Origin of the sequence: Stenotrophomonas sp. PS02297, assembly GCF_029959705.1 — a bacterium.
In the GTDB taxonomy this organism is placed as follows: Bacteria; Pseudomonadota; Gammaproteobacteria; order Xanthomonadales; family Xanthomonadaceae; genus Stenotrophomonas; species Stenotrophomonas nitritireducens.
In genome coordinates this window covers 12,654-33,198 of sequence record NZ_JASCOS010000032.1, presented here as the reverse complement: position 1 = coordinate 33,198, position 20,545 = coordinate 12,654, and the positions used below count along the sequence as shown (strand labels likewise).

The following is a 20,545-nucleotide window of genomic DNA, read 5'->3' as shown; positions in this document are numbered from 1 at the left end:
CCCCCCCCGCCGCGCCCGCCGGGGGGGGGGGGGGGCCCCCCCCCGCCCCCCCCGCCCCCCCCGCGCCGCGCCAGCAGCGCCAGCCACAGCGCCCAGCCCAGGAACGCCAGCCGCTGCGCCATCGCCACCGGCATGACGCTGCCGAACACGAAGGCGCTGCACAGCATCCACACCGCGCAGGCCACGGCCAGCGTCGCCACCGGGCGCCACGCCGCATCCCGCGCAGCGCCCACGCGCAGCATCGCCGCGCCGGCGCAGAACGCCACCAGCCACAACAGCCAGACGCTGGCATGCGCCTGGCTGGCGCGATTCCCGATGTCGTCCACGTCCAGCGGGAAAGCCCCCATCGCAGCGAAGGCCAGTCCGGCCAGCAGCAGCATCTGCCCGGCCACGCGCAGCGGGCGCGAAGCGGTGGCCGGCATCCGCAGCACCAGCCCCAGCGCGGCCAGCGCCGCCAGCAGCCCCGGCAGCACGAAGCCCATCGCATTGAACATCCCGGCGCCGGGAACGCCGGTCGCGCCCAGCAGCGAAACCGGATGGCGCATCTGGTCGTAGAACGGCAGGCGCGCGCCGAAAACCGCCAGCGCCACCAGCCACACCACCACCGACGCCGGTCCCGCCCAGCGCAGCATCTGTTTCCACACCATCCGCATCCGACCTCTTCGACGCCGGCGCATGCGCGCGCCCGCCAACGCCGGCGATTGTGAGGCCTGCGCCGACGCCACGCACGCCTGCGCAGACCGTGGCCGGTTCAACCGCCGATTCCCGCGATCTCCACGCGGCGATTGGGCGCCAGACAACGCACCAGCTCGGCATGCGGCGCCTTGCCGCATTCGACCAGCGGCTGCGCGCTGCCCTGCCCCTCGGCGCGCACGGAGCCGGCGGGAACACCGCGCGCCACCAGGTAATCGCGCACCGCGTTGGCGCGGCGCTGCGACAACCGCAGGTTGTAGGCGTCGCTGCCGATGCGGTCGGTAAAGCCGACCACGGTCAACGACACGGCGCCCATCCGCGCGCCCAGGCTGGCGACCACTTCGTCCAGCCGCGCCCGTCCCTTGCCGGAGAGCTCGGCGCTGTCGAATGCGAAGAGCGCATCGGCGGAAATCCGCAACGGCGGCGGTGGCGCAGCCGGCGGCGGCGCCGGTGCCGCGGCGACCGGCGCTGGTTCCAGCAGGGCCGCACACGTGGCCGGCTTCCACGACTGCCCCATCGCCACGCCCTTGCCGTCGAAATGGATCTGGAACTGGCACTGGATCGGCGGCGCGCCTACCGTCCGCCGGAAGTTGAACAGGTAGTTCCATTCGCGCACCCCCCACATGCCTTCGCCGAAATGCGGCGTACCCAGCAGGGCATACAACTGCTGCTTGTTCATGCCCGGCGCGTACTGACGCAATCCGTCCAGGCTCACGTAGGTGCCTCCGGCCGGATAGGCGCGGGCCGGGTCGGGAAAGTCCCCGCGCACCTGGGCGCTGCCACAACCGGCCAGCATCACCGCTGCCGCCATCGTCATCCACTTCGTGTTCATCGATGCTCCCCCGCTCCGTTCAAATGCGCCATGTCCACGGGCCGGACCGGCCGGCCCCGTGGACCGCTCACCACTGGATGCCCGCGCCCACGGTCACGCCGCCATCGCCGCGGGTGTTGGCCGAGCCGCTCAGCTTGTAGATCCAGCGCCCGCCTTCGGTGACGCCGGAGATGCCCACCGCCATGCTGGATTCGCCATGGAAGGTACTGGCCGCGAACGAGGCCATGCGCCGACCCGCTTCGGTCGGCTGCGGCAGACCGGCCATCGCCATCGCCGAGGCGATGCCGGCCGAGGCGCGGTTGTCGACCCGGTTGATGTCGCGGCCGATGTCGCCGAAACGTTGATCGGTGTAGTTCTTCGACCAGTCCATGACGTCCCCCAGCCCCTTGTTGAGTTGTGCCACGTTCACCGCGTCGGTGCCGGCCACGCCGGTACCGACGTTGTGCATCACCACGTTCTTCCCCGGCTGGCCCAGGGTCACGCTGCCGTAGTCGGTGCTGCCATCGCCGTTCTGGTCGTAGCGCACCGTGCCCTGCTGCGAGGCCTGCAACTGGCGCAGGTTCACCGCGTCCGTGGCCTCGCTGCCATCGGCCACGTGCGTGACCTGGCGCTCGTAGCCGGTGCTGCCGACCGATACCGAGTTGGCGCGGTCGGCCACCGAGCCGGCACCCAGCGCGACGCTGCCGTCGGCCGTGGCCGTGGCGCCATCGCCCAGGGCGACGGACTGCGCGCCCGAGGCCGAGGACTGCGGACCGGCGGCCATGCTGTCCTGGCCGCTGGCCGACGCCGCGGCCTTGCTTGAATTCACCGCGAAATACGCGTTGCCGGCGCCGCCGGACTGGATGTTGTCGATGCGCTGGTTGACGTTGACGATCGAACCATCCAGCGCCGCCAGCGCGTCGCCCACGTTGTCGAGCACCTGCTGCTGGGTGCCGCCTGTCGCACCGATCGCGGTGATGCTGAAGCTCGGCCCGATCCATTGCCCCGACGCGCTGTCGTAAGCCATCGACCCGCCCATCGCCGCCGCCACCGCGCTGTTGGTGGTCGCCAGCTGAGAACCGTTGACCGCATCGGTGCTGTCCGCGGCGACATTGCCCGCGGCGACGTTGCGCAGTGCCACGGCCGCACCGTCGCCGCCCAGGACGACTTCGTTGGTCGGCTGGCCGTTGGCGTCGGCGGTATAGCGTACCGCCAGCGGATCGGGGTTGCCGTTGGCGGGCGTCGTGGTGATGACCAGGCCACGCAGGTTCGCCAGCGAATCGCTGATCGAGCCGAAGGCCGCACCGAGGCCCGCATACGGGTTCAGGCTCAGCTGCCCGTTGGCGCCGATGGCGTTGAGCCCATAGGTCGGCATCGACAGCGCGCCATTGGCATCGAGCGTCGCGCCACCGCCGACCAGGGCCGCCAGCGACATGCCCAGGCCATGCAGTTGCCCGCCGTTGATCGCCTGCATGCTGCCGGCCGCCACCGTACCGGCGGCGAGGTTGCCCACCACCGTGCCCTGCGGCGCGTTGCCGCCGCCAAGCGTCACCCGGCCATAGTCGGGATTGCCCTGCGCATCGTCGTCATAGGTGACCGCGAACTGGCTGACCCCGGCGATCAGCGACAACGCGCCCTTGAGCTGGGCCACGTTCACCGCATCGGTCAGCTCCAGGCCGGCGGCAACATGGGTGATCTGCCGCTCGCGCCCGGCCGAGCCAACCGCGACCTCGCCGATGGAGTTCTGCGGCGCCGCCAGGCCGAAGGCGGTGTAGCCGTCCCTTCCGCCACGGTCGGCATTGGACTTGTAGCCCAGCGCCACGCTGTTGGCCTTGTCCGACGTGGCGCCCGCGCCGATCAGGGTCTGACCATTGGCCGAGCCCGAAGCGCTGTCGCCGATCACCACCGAATGACCCAGGCGTGCGTCGTAATCGGCCGTCGGTACGCCATTGGCGCCGCCGCCCGCGCCGGGGAAGACCGTATTGGCATCCTGCTGCGCCAGGCGGTGCTCGGCGTTGGTGCCGATCACCACTTCCTTTGAGCCGTTGGCGTAGGCGCCATCGCCGATCAGCACCTGGTAGTCCTGCGCGGCGTTGACGCCCCAGCAGTCGACCTTGACCAGCCCCAGCCCCAGCGGGTCCGCGCACTTGGCCGCCCATGCCGGCGCGCCGTCCGGCAGCACCAGCCCCAGCAGTCCGTTGGGCTTGCCGTTGTTGATGTTGTAGATGTAGTTGCCCGACGTGACGCCGCCGATCAGCGTCATGTGCGAATTCCCGCCGGTGGCCAGGCCGCCCAGGCCATCGAGCACCTGCCCGACCGGGCTGAGATTGACCATGGGCAGGCCCGCCACCGTGGTCACCGAGTACGCCTGCGCGATGTTGGCGTTGCTCATCGCCAGCCCGCCGTTGCGCACGTAACCGTCGCCACCGAACAGAGTCGACAGCGTGGGCCCGGCCAACTGGCCGACGGTACCGACCAGCCCGCCGTTGCCGACCACCAGGCCGGTCGGGCGCGCACCGGTCGCTGCGCCGCCACCCGCGGCAGCAGCCGGTTGCCCGGTCAGCTGGCCGACCACGTTGGACGCGCCGCCGGTCAGGCCGCCGGCAACGCCATCGATCAGCTGCTGCAGTCCGCCCAGCCCCGACGCGGAGCCGGCAAGGCCCGACAACGTGCCGGTGACGGTTCCGGTCGCGGCGGATACCGTCCCGCCGACGGCGCCCAGCAGCGATTGCACGGCTCCGCCGACATTGCCCTGGCCCAGCGCGCCGGTCGTCGCCTGCAGCCCCTGCGTGGCGGTGACGACGGTCTGCGACAGGCCGTTGCCGAGCACGGCCGAACCGGTGAGCTGGCCGACCAGGGTGCCGGCCTTGTCGCCGACGCCATCAAGGACCGGTGCACTGCCTTCAACCACGCCATCGAGCAGCGCGCCGGCGTGGCTTCCCTTGACCAGCCCACCGGTCAGCTCCTCGACCGCGGTCGCGGTCGAGACCAGCGTATTGCGCAGGGGATTGCCGCCATTGTCGTCCCTGCCCGGCGACAGCACGCTGCCCAGCGCCTGCAGGCCCGCCTGCGCGGTACCGGCGATGCCGCCCGCCACGCCATCCTCCTTGAGGACCAGCGCCTGCGGCAGTTTGCCAGCGATGCCCGGCAGCGTCGCCACGGCCTTGGTCGCGCCGGTGACGACGTGCGCCATGGGCTTGACCAGGGTGGCCTTGGCCGCAGCCGTGACCTGCAGCGGGGGCGTGGAGGCGGCAACAGCCGCCACCGGCGCCGTCACCACCGCAACCGTCTGCGAAAGTGCCGGCACCGCCTGCCCGAGATGGCCGGCAACCTGCAGTGGCGCATGGGCGGTGGACGCCGCCGGTACGCCGGCAACGGACGCGCCCGGCATGGGGACCGCCGGCATGGAGGCATCCTGCGCGGCGTACTTGGCGACCAGCGCCTGCAGATCGTCCAGGCGCGCGTCGCCTGCCTGCGCCGGCGAGGCCATCGCGAGCATCAGCAGGCTTCCCATGCCCAGCGACACGCCCGTCCGGCCCGCCTGCAGGCGGCGCGCGCCGGCGTGCTTGCCCGCCGCGCTCGCCAGCTCCGAGCCCACGACGAAAGCATTCAGGGTGCGGTTCCATACCAGTCTGTAGATGCGATTCATGATGAGTCCCCGTGCAATGCGACTGTCCCGCCCCGATGGCTGGCTTCATCGCTTGGATCGCACTACATCAGGAACCAGCGGCACGCTTTGCCTGTATCCGGCACATCGCTATGGCTATCCGGCAAACCTGTGCGCACTCCCGGCAAGCCCATGCACGGAATCGGCAAACACGGCCGATCGCGCCGGTTTCAGAGGTCGGAGAAGGTGCCCCGCATCAGGGTCTCGCTCGGCAGCTCGCCGAATACCCGCCGGTAATTGTCGGCAAACCGCGACAGGTCCCACAGGCCGCAGCTCAGCGCGATCGACTTGACCGATTTGCGCCCGGCATCGGCGGAGGACAGCGTGCGGCATGCCTCGCACAGGCGCAGCATCGACAGGTAGCGCACTGGCGATATGCCGACCAGCTCCTCGAAAGCGTAGCGCAACGCACGCTCGCTTACGCCCGCCGCATCGCACAGCTCCTGCATGTAGATGTGCCTGCGGATGTTGGCGCGCATCATGTCCTCCGCGCGCCGCAGGATCAGGTAGCGCACGCGACGCGCGCGGCTGCTGACGCGGCGCTCCACCGGTCCATTGGCGAACAGTTCGCCTGCATGCGCATCGAGCAGCGCGTCGATCTCGTTCGAGGTCACCTCGCCGCAGCGGATGCGCTGCTGCAGGCCCAGGTAATGATCCTGCAGCGGCGGCAGCTCGCGCCCGCTGACCAGCGGCACGTCGAGGCCACCGGCTTCAAGGCTGCCCAGATGACGGCTGGCGGCACGCTCCTGGAAACGCCGCAACGGCACCAGTACGAAAGTCACCCGGCTGTTCGCTCCCAGCGCGAATTCGGTGATGCCTTCCGGCATCACCGAAATGATCCCGCCGGGCGACAACGGCACGCCATGGCACCAGCTGGTTTCCGGATCCACCGTTTCCATCCAGCCAAGCAGGCACCAGTCCACCGGCAGCATGAAACGCCCGCGCGTGCGTGCGGCGATCTCGAAGGTGCACAGCAGCGCCTGGTCGTGGACGAACGAGGTCACCGAGGCCATCGGCGGCTGGCCATCGAGCAATACCAGCTCGACGTGGCAGACGCGCAGGACGCCTCCCAACGTGGAAAGATCGAACGACTTCAAATGCCGATCGCAGATCATCGCATCCATGTGAACGCCCATGCCCGGACGGGTATCCCGTCGTAAGCCTGACCTCCGGATACGGCCGGCGCCCCGGCGCATCCCCCTTGATTGAATTGCGGACTGGAAACCGCCTGGAAAACCACCCCACCCACTCCAGTTCCGCCAGCAATACATAACCAATATGCCGGGATGGCCATGTATACGCCGGCCGCACAAACAGAGAAATACATCACATATATACACATCCGCAATATCTTGCCGAATATGTGTATGCACACCGCGTCCAGATTGGAATGATCCTTCCCGGGCATGCCTGCCATGCCAAAGGGGGATTACGGGAATATCGCCGACGATTATCCGGCGGTCCCGGAGCAGGTGCGTTCATCCCCTCCGGCCAGGCCACATGCCCGGGACAATCCCGGCGGGTGCAGCCCACCCGCGTTCGCCCGGCGCATTCCGGCGCGTTGCCGGCACCGGGCTTTCATGGAGAGCATCATGAACGCCAAGATCCGCAGGTTTTTCGCAGAAGAAGACGGTGTCACCGCGCTGGAATACGGCCTGCTCGCCGCCGTGGTCGCCGGCGCGCTGGTGGTCATCGCCGGCCCCGCGTTACGCGATTTCTTCACGGCGCTGTTCGCCCAGCTGACGGCAGCCGTCACCGCCGCGTTCGCCTGACGGGCACGCGGCCGTGCCTCCGCTGTCGGCAAGCATCGCGGTGATTCTGGGCCTACAGGTCATATATACCGACCTGTATGCCCGGCGCGCCCCCAACCGCGGGCTGCTGGCGGCGGCAATGGCCGGCATCCTGACGATGCTGGTGCTGCCATCGGCTTCGACCGGCCTCGCCGACGCGATGGCTGGACTGCTGCTCGGCCTGGTGCTCCTGCTTCCGTTCCACCTGATCGGCTGGATGGGCGCCGGCGACGTGAAACTGTTTTCGGTACTGGGGCTGCTGTTGGGCGGCAGCGCCCTCCTGCCGCTCTGGATAATCGCCAGCCTGCTTGCGGGGGTACACGCGACGGCCTGGATCGCGGCGAAGAACCGGGTTTTCCCGGATTTCATCGCCAATTATCCACCGGCGATCCGCGCATATAGATTCGTGAATGAAAGTGAGCTGTCCAGGAAAATGAAAGCATCGCGCAAGGGACGCAGGGGAATCCCCTATGCCGCCTATCTCGGCGTCGCGACCCTGCTCGTTGTTTTCACCGGGATTTCACATGGATAAACAACCGAGCCATGGATTCAATATAAAAAGGCAGCGCGGGGTGGTCAGCATCGAATATGCGCTCCTGCTGATGCTGGGGATAGTGCCGCTACTGCTGGTCACCTTCACCGGAGTAATGGTCTTCGCCGCTCAGCAGTCGTTGACCCTCGCCGCGGGGGAAGGCGCGCGCGCCGCCCTGCGCCATGGCGACGTCCCGGCGCGTCGCAGCAATGCCTGCCGGGCCTCGGCGCGCTCGATGCAGTGGCTGCTGAATTTTTCCGGCCAGGCTGCCGACTGCCAGGGGGCCGCGGCCGAGCCCATCGTCGTATCCGACGCCTACCTCTGCGCGGGCGACGGCACGACGCGCTGCATGCAGGTCAGCGTCTCTTACGACTACGACCGCCACCCCTTCATTCCCGGAACCGGGCGACTGCTGGGCTGGGTGATGGGCGAGCGGATGCGCAGCAGTGCCATCGTGCAACTGGATACCGACAGCAACTGACGCCACACGTCCGCAAGGGGGAACCATCATGCCCAGGGCCATAAGAATCACGGCAATACTGCTCCTGGCGATCGCCGTGCTGCTGGCGATCATCGCCATCGGCATCGGGCGCCGTTCATCGCAGGCGGTGCAGGCCACTTCGCCGGCTGTCGCGCAGGCGCCGCGCTACGACGTGGTCGTGGCGGCGAGGCCGCTGACTGCGGGCATGCCGTTGACCGCCAACGACCTCACGGTCGCCGCTCTTGCCCAGCAGCCTCCGGGCGCCTTTTTCTACGCGGGCGAGGTGACCGGCGGTGTCCTGCTGCAGGACATCGACGCCGGGCAGCCGATACCGCGCAGCGGGGTGTCGCGCGGCATCGCCCTGGCCCTGAATCCCGGCGAACGGGCGGTGGCGATACCGGTGGACGAACTGGCCGGCGCCGGCAACCGGGTCGCGCCGGGCGACCATGTGGACGTGTTCATGAGCCTGCCCGGCATGAACGCGGCCGCGGGCTCCCGCCAGGGTGGTATGCAGGCGCGCCTGCTGTTGTCGCGCCTGCGCGTGCTGGGTTACGGCGAACGCGACATGCAGTCCGCCGCACCGCCCGCGGCCACTGCAGCGCCTGAAGAAACCAGGGCGCCGGAAACGGACAGCCGCGCCGCTTCCATCATCGGAAACGGCAGCGGTTCCAGCGGCGGAAGTGCCACGACGACGCCGGCGAGGACCGCGGTGCTCGCCGTTCCGGTGGAAATGATCGGACGCCTGCTGCTCGGCGCCCAGAGCGGCAAGCTGTTCCTGGCCCTGCGCAACCCGATCGACACCGCGATGGCCGACAACACGCTGTTCGCCGCACCCGCGCCGGTGCTGGCCCTGCGCCGCGGGCTGGATGGCATGGCGGCCGAAGAAGCACAGCGGCCGGAAAACCAGGCGTTCGCGGGCGTCGATCTGGACGGATTGGCCGGCGCGAGGAGCGCGCCGCCCGCCGCTGCCCCGCAAAGGACGCTACCGCGCCGCGCTCCGACCGGAGGCGGCATCGAGATCGTGCGCGGCTCAAGTCCCGCCACCCTGCTGTCATCGCCGTGAAAGGGAGTTCGACCATGGCAAAGCCTGCCCATCGCCTGCCACACGTCCTGCTCCGGTTGTTCCTGACCACCGGGGCGCTGGCCGCGGTTCTTCCGGCCATCGCCCAGGCCCAGATGGCGGCCGGCGAGTCGGTGCAACTGGAACTCCACGAACAGCGTCCGTGGACCTTGCCCGCGGACGTGGAACGAATCGCCATCGCCGACCCGGAGATCGCCGATGTCACATCCCTGCGCGACAAGCGCCATGTGCTGCTGGTCGGCAGGAACGCCGGCAGCACCACTTTGATGCTGTGGCAGCGCCAGCAGCCCGCGCCGACCCGCATCCGCGTCGATGTCCGCAGCGCGGTGCAGCGCGGCCTGCTCGATGCCCGTTCCCCCGCCGTGGCCGTGCAGGACGGACAAGGGCTGCTGCAGGGAGAGACGCCCACCCTGCTGTCGCACGAGGCGGCGCGCAAGGCGGTCGCCAGCGTGGTCGGCGAGAAGGGCGTCATCAACGACGTATCCACCATCGCCGGCGGCGGCGTGGTGCAGGTGGAAGTGAAGGTGGTGGAGTTCAACCGCAGCGTGCTGCGCCAGATCGGCGTGAACTTCAGGAACACCAATGGCGGCTTCAGTTACGGCTTCACGTCGCCGTCCGGCGCCAGCAGCAACGGCGGCGCCCTGTCCTCGGCCTTCAAACTGGTCGCCAGCTCCCTCCCCCACAGCTGGAACGCCAGCATCGACCTGCTGCAGAGCAACGGCATGGCGCGCGTGCTGGCCGAGCCCACGCTGGTGGCCTTGTCCGGCCAGAGCGCGAGCTTCCTGGCCGGCGGCGAACTGCCGATCCTCGAACCGCAGGGCCTGGGCACCACCACGGTGACGTTCAAGCCCTTCGGCATCGGCCTGACGGTAACTCCCACGGTGCTGTCGCCGGACCGCATCGCACTGAAGGTGGCCCCCGAGGCCAGCGACCTGGACTACACCCGCGGCATCAGCCTCGACGGCGTGCAGATCCCGGCCATCTCCACCCGGCGCGCGGACACCACCGTCGAACTGGGCGACGGCGAGAGCTTCGTCATCGGCGGGCTGGTGAGCAGCCAGTTGTCGTCGATGGTCAACAAGATCCCGCTGCTGGGCGACATCCCGGTGATCGGCTCGTTCTTCCGCAACCTGGACTACAAGCGCGAGGACAAGGAACTGGTGATCGTGGTCACCCCGCGCCTGGTGCGGCCACTGGCCAAGGGCACTGACATCCCGTTGCCGGGCCAGCGCGAGGCCAGTCCCCGCCTGCCGGTCTGGGGTTCGTGGCTGCTGCACCCGGCCTCGCCCGACCAGCTGCCGGGCTTCTCGCGCTGACCCCCGCCATGCCGTCGGTCATGCCACTGCCGCTCATGCACCAGACCCCGAACCTGCAACTGGTGCTCTATGCCCCCGACAACCGCCACATGGCGCGGTTGGGCTCGACCTTGTCCGGGCATGCGCAGCTCACCTGGGTGGACAGCCGCGAGGTGTCCCCGCAGCAGCTGGCCAAGGTTGCCGCGGGCGCGCCGCTGGTCCTGCTCGACTACTGCGGCGGAAACGCCGGCTATTCGTCGGATCTGGCGCGGCAGCTGGCCGCCGCGGCCTGCCCGCTGCCGATGGTCGGGGTCGGAACCGAGGGGCCGGAACAGGCCCATCACCTGCTGGTGGCGGTGCGCGCGGGCGTGCGCGACTTCATCGACATCGACAACAACGCCCCGCAGATGCTCGAGGTGTTCGAGCGCATCACCAGCCTGCCGCTGCCTTCCCCCACGGCGGTGGCACCGGCACCTGTGGCGGCGCCCGCCGGGCGCCTGGTCCTGCTCCATGGGGTGCGCGCCGGCGTCGGCACCAGCATGCTCGCCGTCCATCTGGCCGCGCAGCTGGCCGCGCGCCTGGGCCATCCCGGCAGCGGCGGGCAGGCGGCCAATCCGGTCCTGCTGCTGGATCTCGGCCAGCCCAACGGCGATGGCGCACTCTATCTGGGCGTGGAAAGCCACTTCGGTTACGAGGAGGCGCTGCGCAACGTCGAGCGCATCGACCCCACCTTCGCCACCACCGCCCTGGCCCACCACGGCAGCGGCCTGGCGCTGCTGGGCATGGCCGGCACCGCCCTGCCGCCCGTGCACGAGCCGGCGGCCCTGCTGCGCCAGCTGCGCGGCATCTTCCCGCTGGTCGTCGCCGACACGGGCGGCATGCCGATGTCCCAGGTCCCTCCCGCGCTGCTGAAGCAGGCGCATGAAATCTGGCTGGTCGCCGACCAGGGCATCGGCTCGCTGGTCTCGCTGGACCAGGCCCTGCGCGACCTGGATCACCGCGAACTGCGCGACGAACGCCTGCGCCTTCTGGTCAACCGCTACGACCCGGACGGCGGCCTGAGCGACCGGCAGATCGCCGAGCGTTTCGCCCTTCCGCTGCTGGCGACGCTCCCCGAGCGCAGCCGGGCGCTGCGCGCCAGCACCGGGCTCGGCCGCCTGCTCACCGAAAGCGCGCCGCGCGATCCCTACGTGCGCGCCCTGCAACCGCTGCTGCAACACCTGGCCGGCGGCCGCGACGCGGCGCCGATCACCTCCCCCATCGCCCGCCTTGTTTCTCTCCTGGGTCGCTAACCATGGAAGACAAAATCACTCCGCTGCCGCAGCGCATGACGCCCCCCGCCGCCGAGGCGGACGCGCCGCCGGGCTTGCCGTTCGACCAGACCGAGCAGTTCCAGAGCATGCTTTCGGCCGCGCACGAGTACCTGCTCAACCACATCGAGGACGAGCGGGTCGATATCGACGCATGGGCGCCATCGACCATCGCCCGGTTCGTGCAGGCGCAGACCGCGGCCTTCGTCAAGGAATGGAAGATCCCGGTCAACGCGCAGGAGATGGAGACCGTCGCCATCGCGCTGCAGAAGGAACTGATCGGCTTCGGCCCGCTGGACGACCTGCTGCACGATCCGGAGATCGAGGACATCCTGATCAACGGCTACAAGGACGTGCACGTCTCCAGCGGCGGCGTGCTGCAGCGCGCGCCGCAGCGCTTCAGCGACGACCGCCACCTGCTGCGCATCCTGCGCCGGATCATCGCCCCGCTCGGCCGGCGCCTGGACGACTCGAACCCGATGGTCGACGCGCGCCTGCCCAACGGTGGCCGCCTCAACGCGATCATCTCGCCGCTGGCGGTCGACGGGCCGATGGTCTCGATCCGCAAGTTCCGCAAGGACCCGTTCACGCCGGACGAACTGCTCGGTCGCGGCGCGTTCGACAAGCCCATCTACGCGCTGCTCAACGCGATGGTGCGCGGGCGCTGCAACATCCTGATCTCCGGCGGCACCAGCTCCGGCAAGACCTCGCTGCTCAACGCGCTGGCCACCTTCATCCCGCACAACGAACGCGTCATCACCATCGAGGACACCGCCGAGCTCTCGCTCAACCATCCGCACGTGGTGCGGCTGGAAAGCCGGCTGGGCGGTTTCGACGGCAGCGGCGCGGTCAACATCCGCGACCTGGTCCGCAACAGCCTGCGCATGCGTCCGGACCGGATCGTGGTGGGCGAGGTGCGCGGCGCCGAAGTGCTGGAAATGCTGCAGGCGATGAACACCGGCCACGACGGCTCGATGGCCACCATCCACGCCAATTCGCCGCGCGACTGCCTGTACCGGCTGGAGATGCTGGCCGGCTTCGCCGGCTTCCAGGGCAGCGAGGAAAGCCTGCGCCGGCAGATCGCCAGCGCCATCGACTTCATCGTGCAGATCTCGCGCCTCGGCAGCGGCCGCCGCGTGATCATGTCCGTCACCGAAATCACCGGCGTCAGCGACAACATCATCAGCAGCCAGGAACTGTTCAAGCACGAAAGCTGGATCGACAACGACAGCCGCGAGCGCGACCGCTGGCTCGGCCTCGGCTTCCACCCTCATTGCCACAAGCTCGAGCCGTTCCGCATGGAACTGCGCCAGGCCTCGCTTGGAGAACTGCCGTGAGCGGGGCACTGCTGGTGGCCAGCATCGCCCTGCTGCTGGCGGTTGGCGCCATCCACCTGTGGTGGGGCGTTGCCGCGCGCCAGCAGCAGCGCGCCGCTGCGCTGCACGCCGAGACCCGGCTGGCGCCGGCACCGGCCGCCGCGCCCGGCAATGCCACCATCGCACAACCGCCACGGCAGCGCTGGGCCGAACTGCTGCGCCGCGCGGGCCTGGACGACAGCCGCCGCATGCTCGCCCTGCTGTGCCTGCCCGCCCTCATCCTGCCGGTCGGCGCCGGCATCCGCATGGGCTCCGCGTGGTTCGGCGCGGTCACGATGGCGCTGTATGCCCTGGGCCTGGGCCTGTGGCTGCAGCGGCGCATCGAGAAGATCCGCCAGCGGCTGATCGCGCAGATGCCGGACTTCCTGGAAAACATGGTGCGCATGGCCGGCATCGGCAACAGCCTGTCGATGGCGTTCCAGAGCGCGACGCAGAACGTCACCCCACCGCTGCGCCCCATCCTCGACAACGCGCTGGGCTATACCCGCGCCGGCATGGACCTGGACCGCGCCCTGCTGCAGGCAGCGCAGGCGTATCGGCTGCAACCGCTGGAAATGCTGTCGGTGATCCTCGGCACCAGCATCCGCATCGGCGGCCGCAGCGACCAGATCCTGCAGCGCATGAGCGATTTCATGCGCGACCTGGAGGAAGTCCAGCGCGAACTGCAGGCAACGACCTCCGAGACGCGCATGTCGGCCTGGGTACTGGGCCTGCTGCCGGTGGTCTCGGCGCTGTTCATGGCACTGCTCAATCCCGATTTCTTCCAGCCCATGTTCCATGAGCCGCTGGGGCGCAAGCTCCTGCTGCTGGCGGTCGCGCTGGAAGCGGGCGGCGCGTTCGTCCTGTACCGGTTGGCGAAATCGATATGAGCCGATACCCGTCCCCGCCGGCGCCGCCCCCCAGCCGCGAGACCGGCGCATGAACCTGCTCTTCGCCCTCGCCGTTGCCTGCGTGGCGCTGGCCCTGCTTCTGGCCGCCGCCGGCCTGCTGTTCCAGGACCGGCGTGCGCAGCAGGTCAAGGCGACGCTGCAGCATGCGCTGGACAATACGCAGAAGGCGCCCGAGCAGGCGCCACCGCCGCGTGGCCGCTGGCAGGCGCTGCTGGCCGAACTCAGCGCCATCGGCGAACACTTCGAGGGCAGCCAGTTGCAGAAGATGCTGCTGGCGCCCGAAGACCGGCTGCTGCTCGAACAGGTCGGCTGGAACCACCGCGCCGGCGCTACCGCCTTCCTGGCGCTGCGCGTGCTGCTGGCCGTGCTGCTCCCGGTGCTCGGCCTGCTGTTGATGCAGCCGCATGGCCTCCGCGCCGCGGCCCTGGTGGTCAGCGCTTTCGCGCTCGGCATCCTGCTGCCGAAGCTGGCGTTGCGCAGCTGGGCCGGCCGCCTGCGGCGCAGGGTCGACGAGGAACTGCCGTTGCTGATCGACCTGCTGCGCCTGCTGCAGGGCGTGGGCTTCAGCATCGACCAGAGCCTGCAGATGATCGGCGACAAGCTGCGCATGGCGATCCCGACGCTGGGAGGCGAGATCCGCAAGGCCAACGCCGCCTACACCCGTGGCCGCAGCCGCGCGCAGTCGCTGCGCCGCCTTTCCGAGGATTTCGGCAACGACGACCTGCGCAGCCTGATGCAGATGGTGCTGCAGGTGCACCAGCACGGCGGCGCGGTACAGGAGCCGCTCAAGCAGTTCGGCATGCGGCTGCGCGAGCAGCGGCGGATGAAGATGAAGGAAAAGGTGGGGAAACTGTCCGTGAAAATGACCGTGGTGATGATGCTGACCCTGCTGCCGGCACTGATGCTGGTGCTGTCCGGCCCGGCCATTCTTGCCCTGGCGAGCGCGCTCGCCGGGATGGGCAAGTCGTGAACCGCGCGGCGCTGCCCCCGCTGCTCGTCCTGCTGCTGGCGGCCTGCGCGCACGGCGGAATGGCCTACCGCCAACCGCCGCTGGAACCGACGCTGGAGCCCGCGCCGCAGGACGATCGCGGCATGTATCTGGCGCTGATCCGGCAGATGCAGGACCAGGGCGCCTATTACGCATCGCTGGCGCATGTGGACGCCTTCAAAAAACGCTTCGGCGACACTCCCGACCTGCGCATCCTGGAAGCCGATGCCCAGCGCGAGACCGGCAATGGCGATGCCGCCGCCGCGCTCTACCGCGGCCTGGGGCGCAGCCCGCAGCCCGCCCCGGCCTGGCATGGACTCGGCCTGGGCGCCGCCGCCGCCGGCGACCGCGACAATGCGCAGCTGGCGCTTGCCAATGCCGTGCGCCTGGAGCCGCTGGAGCCGCGCTACCTCGGCGATCTCGGCTTCGCCCTGCTGCAGTCCGGGCGCATCGCCGACGCGCGTGCGCCCTTGGCCAAGGCCGCCGAGCTGGCCCCCGACAGTTCGCGTGCGGCCGCCAACCTGGCGCTCTGGGCACTGCTGTCAGGCCAATCCAGCCTGGCCGAGACGATCATGCGCGGCGCCCGCCTTTCCGGGCCGGTGCGCGATGAGGTCGCCCGCCTCTACGCCACGCTGCGTTCGCCGCCGGCCGCCCCGGCGCGGGCGCAGGCATCCCCGGCACCGCCGGTAGCCGCAGGCGATACCGTCCAGCGCCCGCCCGGCTCCATGCTCGAACGCTTCGCTCCGTCGTCCGACCGCTCCGATGAGGTGATGCCATGACACGTTCCCTCTTCGCGCTGTGCCTGCTGCTGGCGATGCCGTGGTCGCCCGCGCGTGCCCAGCACCTTCCACTCACCGCGCGTACCGACATGCCGGCCACGCCGGTCGCCGCGACGGAACCGGCGATGCGGCGGGACACTGCGCCCTTGCCGGCCGCGGATGCACCCGCGTTTCCGCCCGCGGGGATCGGCGAGACCACCCGCAGCCTGCTCCGGTTGCAGGCCGAAGGCACGCAGGCCGGCAACGCGCTGCCAATGTTGGGCGAAGCGGCGAGCCGCAGCTACCAGCGCTATCTCGACAGCTTCAAGCATCCGGTTCCCGAATACTTCGACGCCGCGCTGCCCACGTCGGGAAGTGGCCGGTCCAGCCGCTGAGGCCACCATGACCACGCCACGTCCCCGACCACCGACCCACGCGGGCGGTGCGCGTTCCTCCCAGGTCCAGCGCGGCGGCGGCTCGGTGATGATGATGTTGCTGCTGCTGGGCCTGGTGGCGATCCTCGGCCTGGTGGAGATCGGCCATCTCTATTGGGCCAAGCGCGAGGCGCAGAAGGTCGCCGATCTGGCCGCGCTCGCCGGCGCGCAGCGGCTGGGACTGTGCAGCTCCGACAACCAGGACAACCGCGCCGCACGCCAGAACGCGATGGAACAGAACCGGTTCGCGGGCAGCATCACGATCCGCTGCGGCAACTGGGGTATCGCCAATCCGGCGGCGGACCATTTCCGCGAAGCCGTCGACAGCGACCATCCGCTCAACGCGGTCAAGGTCACCACGCGCCGTGCCGCCTTGCCGTTCTTCGGCCAGAACGCCGGCCTTCCGACCGTCCAGGCCGAGGCAGTGGCCAAGCTCACGCCGCCCAGCGCGGTGTTCAGCGTCGGCTCGCAGCTGCTTCGGGTCAACGGCAATTCGCCGCTGGGCAATGTCCTGCGCCTGGTCGGGGTCAACGTCGATACCGCCACCGTGCTCGCCTATGACGGACTGGCCCAGGCCAAGGTCACGCCGGCCGGCCTGCTGGAAGCCCTGGGCCTTCCGGTCGACGTCGACATGAGCGTGGCCGATTTCAACCGGTTCCTGGCGGCGAACAAGGTCTCGCTGGGCCGGCTGCTGAGCGCCACCACGACCGTGCTGGACCGCAACGGCATGGCCGGGCTGCGCCTGGATGCTCTGGCCAGCCGGATCGGCACGCAGCTGGACCTGGACCGCCTCGATCTCCAGCTTGGCAGCACCGGGCAGGCCGGCGGCCTGTTCGCCGCGGTGGTCGCGCCCGACGGCACCATCGGCAGCGCGCTGCAGGCCGATGTCAATGCGATGGACCTGGTGACCACGGCCATCGCCATCGCCTCCCGCGGCCGCGGCGTGGCCGTGGACAATCTCGTCATCGCCGGCGGGGTCGAGGTGCGCGCCGGCATCATCGAGCCGCCGTCCATCGCCATCGGCGGCGTGGGCGCCCGCGCGTACAACGCCCAGGTCCGCGTGGCGATCGACATCGACAGCGACAAGATCCCGGGGCTGGGCCCGGTCCTCTCGACGCTGGGGACACGGCTGAAACTGCCGGTCTATGCCGACGTCACCAATGCGATGGGCACGTTGACCTCGTTGCAATGCGGGCAGGCACCGCGCACGGCGACCATCCGCGTCGATGCCTCGGTGCTGCGCAGCTGCGTTGGCAAGGTAGCGGCGGCCGACGTGTTCTCCAGGAGCGAGGTCTGCGACACCCGCCTGCAGAACGAGCAGTTGCTGACCCTGCTGGGCGCCCCGCTGATCAACGACAGGATCAGCATCGACGCCCTCACCGGCAGCCAGTCGCTGACCCTGGCCGAAGGCGAGACGGGCTCGACCCGGATCAACCCGCTGGCGGTCGGCGACACGGCCCAACGCCTGGTGGATGAACTGCTCAAGGTCCTCTCGCGCATGCTCGACCCCCGCGGCCAGGGAATGAGCCAGCCCACCACCGCCGCCAACCTCGCCGATCAGTTCCTGAAAGCCGCCAATCCCGGCGGCGGCAGATACGATGTGGACCGCACCATCAACCTGCTGCGTACCGGAAGCCAAGGGCTTCCACCACTCGACTGGAACGTCAGCAAGGGCGTGCCTTTTGCCTGTGGCCTGCTCTACCTGGACACCTGTTTCCGCGATGGCTCGGTCTGGGAGGGCTACCGTGCCACGGCGACCGGCCAGGGGCTGGGCGCACTCAGTGGGCTGCTCGGCAGCCTGCTGGGCGGGCTGGCCGTCGAGCGCTGCAACAGCCTGCTCGGCAACCTGGACTACAACAACTGCCTCAAGCGCAACCTGACTTCCTACCTCCAGACCGCACCCGGCGGCCTGCTCGATGCCTACAGCGGCAGTGGCGTGACCAGCCCGGGCAACGGCGCGGTCACCTGCAACGGTCTGCTGTGCCTGGTCCTCAAGCCTGCGCTCGATTTCCTCAAGCCCCTCCTCAACAGCGTCGGCACCCTGCTCACGCGGACGCTGGCCGAGGTACTCGGGCTTGAACTGGGGCGCACCGACGTACACGTGCAGTCGATCCAGTGCGCCCCGGCGCAGCTGGTCTACTGATGGCGGCAGGCGTACGAAAGACAGCGACCGGCGATGGATTTCCGGCCGTTTTCCACATGCTAGACTCGGCGCCAATCACCGCCGGCATGGACAGTCCGGTGGTTGTCGCGATCCGGGGGATTCGAGGACTATGAGAACGATGGATACGTTGTCCGCGTGGCTGTGCTGCGCGCTGCTCGCACTGGCCGGCCTGGCCGCCACACCCGATGCGCATGCCGGGCGCTGGCAGCGCGGCGAGGCCGAAGTTCCCGCGGCGCCCGCCCGCAGCGAAGACAGCGCCATCGGCAATACGGTGAGCGACCTGCAGCGGCTGATGGGCAACCGCGAACTCACCGAGATGCGCACCACCTACAACGGCAACTACGGCGCCAGCCTGCTGTTCCATGCCGAGTCGCTGAACTACTACGTCGCCCTGTTCCATGAAAAGGAATTCTGGCGCGTGATCCGCACCGAATCGGCCGAGAGCGCCGAGACGCTGTACCAGACCTTCGCCGAACAGACCAAGGAACTGGCCCAGGTCTACCTGGACACCATCCGCCTGCAGGCCGGCAAGGCCTACAGCGAGAAACTTGTCGCGCTCAACGAGCGGCGCCTGCGCGGCCTGCAGCAGGAGGTCGAGCAGCAGCGCCAGCAATCGCTGCAGGTCAGCAACGCCATCCAGGAACGCAAGCAGCAGGCGGTGGCGCTCAGCTCGGACCTGCGCGCCACCAACACCCAGCTGGAAGCGCTGAACCAGCAGATCAAGGCACTGCAGGCACAGCAGGTCAACCCGGAACTGTCGCTGCCTGCCAGCGCCGCGGCGGCGCCCCCGGCGGTCACCGCGCCCGCCACCGTGGTGCAGGAACAGCCCGCGCATCATTGATCGGCTGCATCGCGCGTAAGAACGGCCCGCCACACGGCGGGCCGTTCCCCTGTGCGCCGTCCGGAAAGCCGGCGCGGCGCATCCGCGCAGGTCAGTGCTGCCAGCGGAACACCTCCTCCACGCCGACGCCGAACGTGCGCGCGATGCGGAACGCCAGTTCCAGCGACGGCGCGTACCGCCCTGCTTCCAGCGCGATGATGGTCTGCCGGGTCACGCCGCAGGCGTCGGCCAGCGCCTGCTGGGTTATTTCGCCGCGCTCGAAGCGCAGCCGGCGGATGTCGTTGCCGATCGGCGTGCCGCTCATCAGCGGTCGCGCCAGTAATGCCAGACCATGACCGCCGCATGCAGGCTCACGGAGAGGCAGACCAGCCAGACCAGGAAGTTCGCCAGCCAATAGCCGGTGCGCGAAGCGACGAACTCCCCGTAGCCTTCGGCCAGCACCGAAACGACCACCAGCATCAACGCCAACGCGGTATAGCCGGCCCGCACGCCATGCGCCTGGATGATCCTGTCGCGCTCGTCCGCCGCCACCGTCCGGTCCTTGCGGATGAAGAAGAAGTATCCGATCCAGAACAGGTACCAGGCCGGATAGACGACATTCTTTTCCAGTGCGGCGTCGGAAAAGAACAGCCGCCACCCCACCAGGCCCGCCGACAGGCCGAAGGCGGCCAGCAGCAGCCATGCCGTCTTCTCCTGCCGGCTCATCGCCGCGAACATCTCCCTGCCGTTCACCCGTTCTTCCTCCATGACCTGTCCGCTGTCCTGCGCTCGCTTCATGCCCCGACCCCGCGCCGGTCGCGCCAGTACTGGAGCGCCGTAGCCGCATACTCGACCAGGCAGCTCCCCATCAGCGTGCCCACCAGCAGGTTGGCGACGACGAAAGGCCTGGCCCACTGCAGTTTTTCCGCCGGCGACAGCCCCAGCATCAGGGCGATGCCGACTACGCCGGCGACCAGCGCGCCACGCCCCCACGCCGCCGCAGCCTGTTCGATGCCCCGATCGCGTTCGTCGCCGCGCACGGCGCCCTTCCAGCGCGAATCCAGCAACCGCGACAACACGGTCCACGCGACCAGCAGCATCACCAGGTTGCGCGCGACCGCGCCGGCATCGGGATCGTTCCAGCGCGCCATGTGCAGGAACAGCGGCGCCTTGGCCAGGCCATAGACGACGGCCAGCGACATGAAGCCCAGGCCCAGCCACGCCTTCCACTCGCCCGGCGAACCCGCGCCTTCCAGTTCCTCGCGCGTGGCGCGGCCTATGCCGTGCACGGCCGCCCACATCGCGCCCATCAGCAGCAGGATGCCGACGTTGCCGCCGTCAAGGCCAAGCACCCGCTCCGGCCCGGCCAGCAGCAACCACATCGCCAGCGCCGCGACGACCATCACCCCCGCGATCTTCCCCTTGCCCACGATGTCACCCATGGCGTACGAAATG

Annotated in this window: 20 protein-coding genes; 13 read left to right on the top strand and 7 right to left on the bottom strand. The window is 69.4% G+C overall.

What is annotated here, in order from left to right; all coding sequences use genetic code 11:
- The 4 genes from QMX80_RS08860 to QMX80_RS08845 form a co-directional block, all read right to left on the bottom strand.
- On the bottom strand, window positions 1-632 hold a 632-nt coding region (locus tag QMX80_RS08860; RefSeq protein ID WP_345782361.1), incomplete at its 3' end, for a DUF998 domain-containing protein.
- A 119-nt stretch (window positions 633-751) separates the two neighbouring features.
- Window positions 752-1,525, bottom strand: a complete 774-nt coding sequence (locus tag QMX80_RS08855; protein WP_282276552.1) for an OmpA family protein — start codon at window positions 1,523-1,525, stop codon at window positions 752-754.
- Window positions 1,526-1,592: 67 nt separating this feature from the next.
- Window positions 1,593-5,153 carry an ESPR-type extended signal peptide-containing protein gene (locus QMX80_RS08850; RefSeq protein ID WP_282276551.1) on the bottom strand — a complete coding sequence of 1,187 codons (3,561 nt, stop codon included), beginning with the start codon at window positions 5,151-5,153 and terminating at the stop codon, window positions 1,593-1,595.
- A 188-nt stretch (window positions 5,154-5,341) separates the two neighbouring features.
- Window positions 5,342-6,295 carry a helix-turn-helix domain-containing protein gene (locus tag QMX80_RS08845; protein WP_282276550.1) on the bottom strand — a complete coding sequence of 318 codons (954 nt, stop codon included), beginning with the start codon at window positions 6,293-6,295 and terminating at the stop codon, window positions 5,342-5,344.
- A gap of 468 nt (window positions 6,296-6,763) precedes the next feature.
- Between QMX80_RS08845 and QMX80_RS08840 the strand changes: the two genes are divergently transcribed.
- From QMX80_RS08840 to QMX80_RS08780, 13 genes are all read left to right on the top strand, one after another.
- Window positions 6,764-6,943: a Flp family type IVb pilin gene (locus QMX80_RS08840; RefSeq protein ID WP_282276549.1), complete on the top strand. Its 180-nt coding sequence runs from the start codon at window positions 6,764-6,766 to the stop codon at window positions 6,941-6,943.
- A gap of 13 nt (window positions 6,944-6,956) precedes the next feature.
- Window positions 6,957-7,493: a prepilin peptidase gene (locus tag QMX80_RS08835; RefSeq protein ID WP_282276546.1), complete on the top strand. Its 537-nt coding sequence runs from the start codon at window positions 6,957-6,959 to the stop codon at window positions 7,491-7,493.
- A complete protein-coding gene (locus QMX80_RS08830) occupies window positions 7,486-7,974 on the top strand; it encodes a TadE family protein (RefSeq protein WP_282276545.1) in 489 nt (162 codons plus the stop codon). The genes QMX80_RS08835 and QMX80_RS08830 overlap by 8 nt, the downstream gene beginning before the upstream one ends.
- 28 nt (window positions 7,975-8,002) lie before the next feature.
- Window positions 8,003-9,037, top strand: a complete 1,035-nt coding sequence (gene cpaB, locus QMX80_RS08825) for a Flp pilus assembly protein CpaB (protein WP_282276544.1) — start codon at window positions 8,003-8,005, stop codon at window positions 9,035-9,037.
- A gap of 113 nt (window positions 9,038-9,150) precedes the next feature.
- Window positions 9,151-10,371, top strand: a complete 1,221-nt coding sequence (locus tag QMX80_RS08820; RefSeq protein WP_235504226.1) for a type II and III secretion system protein family protein — start codon at window positions 9,151-9,153, stop codon at window positions 10,369-10,371.
- 20 nt (window positions 10,372-10,391) lie between these two features.
- The gene (locus QMX80_RS08815; protein WP_282276543.1) at window positions 10,392-11,642 is read left to right on the top strand and encodes a fimbrial protein; all 1,251 of its coding nucleotides are present in this window, start codon (window positions 10,392-10,394) and stop codon (window positions 11,640-11,642) included.
- 2 nt (window positions 11,643-11,644) lie between these two features.
- Entirely contained in the window at window positions 11,645-12,997 is a 1,353-nt protein-coding gene (locus QMX80_RS08810) for a CpaF family protein (RefSeq protein WP_282276542.1), read from the top strand.
- On the top strand, window positions 12,994-13,905 hold the full coding sequence (locus QMX80_RS08805; protein ID WP_057505188.1) for a type II secretion system F family protein: 912 nt from the start codon (window positions 12,994-12,996) through the stop codon (window positions 13,903-13,905). Before QMX80_RS08810 ends, QMX80_RS08805 begins: the two co-directional genes overlap by 4 nt.
- A 49-nt stretch (window positions 13,906-13,954) precedes the next feature.
- Window positions 13,955-14,896, top strand: a complete 942-nt coding sequence (locus tag QMX80_RS08800; protein ID WP_282276540.1) for a type II secretion system F family protein — start codon at window positions 13,955-13,957, stop codon at window positions 14,894-14,896.
- Window positions 14,893-15,693 (top strand): Flp pilus assembly protein TadD, encoded by an 801-nt coding sequence (locus tag QMX80_RS08795; RefSeq protein WP_282276538.1) that lies wholly within the window; start codon window positions 14,893-14,895, stop codon window positions 15,691-15,693. The genes QMX80_RS08800 and QMX80_RS08795 overlap by 4 nt, the downstream gene beginning before the upstream one ends.
- Window positions 15,690-16,067: a DUF3613 domain-containing protein gene (locus tag QMX80_RS08790; RefSeq protein WP_282276537.1), complete on the top strand. Its 378-nt coding sequence runs from the start codon at window positions 15,690-15,692 to the stop codon at window positions 16,065-16,067. Before QMX80_RS08795 ends, QMX80_RS08790 begins: the two co-directional genes overlap by 4 nt.
- Before the next feature lie 88 nt (window positions 16,068-16,155).
- Complete coding sequence (locus tag QMX80_RS08785) at window positions 16,156-18,249, top strand: TadG family pilus assembly protein (protein WP_345782362.1); 2,094 nt, start codon at window positions 16,156-16,158, stop codon at window positions 18,247-18,249.
- A 139-nt stretch (window positions 18,250-18,388) separates the two neighbouring features.
- Entirely contained in the window at window positions 18,389-19,111 is a 723-nt protein-coding gene (locus QMX80_RS08780; protein ID WP_282276535.1) for a DUF2968 domain-containing protein, read from the top strand.
- A 91-nt stretch (window positions 19,112-19,202) separates the two neighbouring features.
- Here QMX80_RS08780 and QMX80_RS08775 read toward each other — a convergent pair whose 3' ends face one another.
- From QMX80_RS08775 to QMX80_RS08765, 3 genes are read right to left on the bottom strand one after another with little or no spacing between them, the layout of a single operon-like run.
- Complete coding sequence (locus tag QMX80_RS08775) at window positions 19,203-19,415, bottom strand: helix-turn-helix transcriptional regulator (protein WP_282276533.1); 213 nt, start codon at window positions 19,413-19,415, stop codon at window positions 19,203-19,205.
- The gene (locus QMX80_RS08770; protein WP_282276532.1) at window positions 19,415-19,888 is read right to left on the bottom strand and encodes a hypothetical protein; all 474 of its coding nucleotides are present in this window, start codon (window positions 19,886-19,888) and stop codon (window positions 19,415-19,417) included. The genes QMX80_RS08775 and QMX80_RS08770 overlap by 1 nt, the downstream gene beginning before the upstream one ends.
- Window positions 19,885-20,532 (bottom strand): hypothetical protein, encoded by a 648-nt coding sequence (locus tag QMX80_RS08765; protein ID WP_282276531.1) that lies wholly within the window; start codon window positions 20,530-20,532, stop codon window positions 19,885-19,887. Before QMX80_RS08765 ends, QMX80_RS08770 begins: the two co-directional genes overlap by 4 nt.
- Window positions 20,533-20,545: the final 13 nt, after the last annotated feature.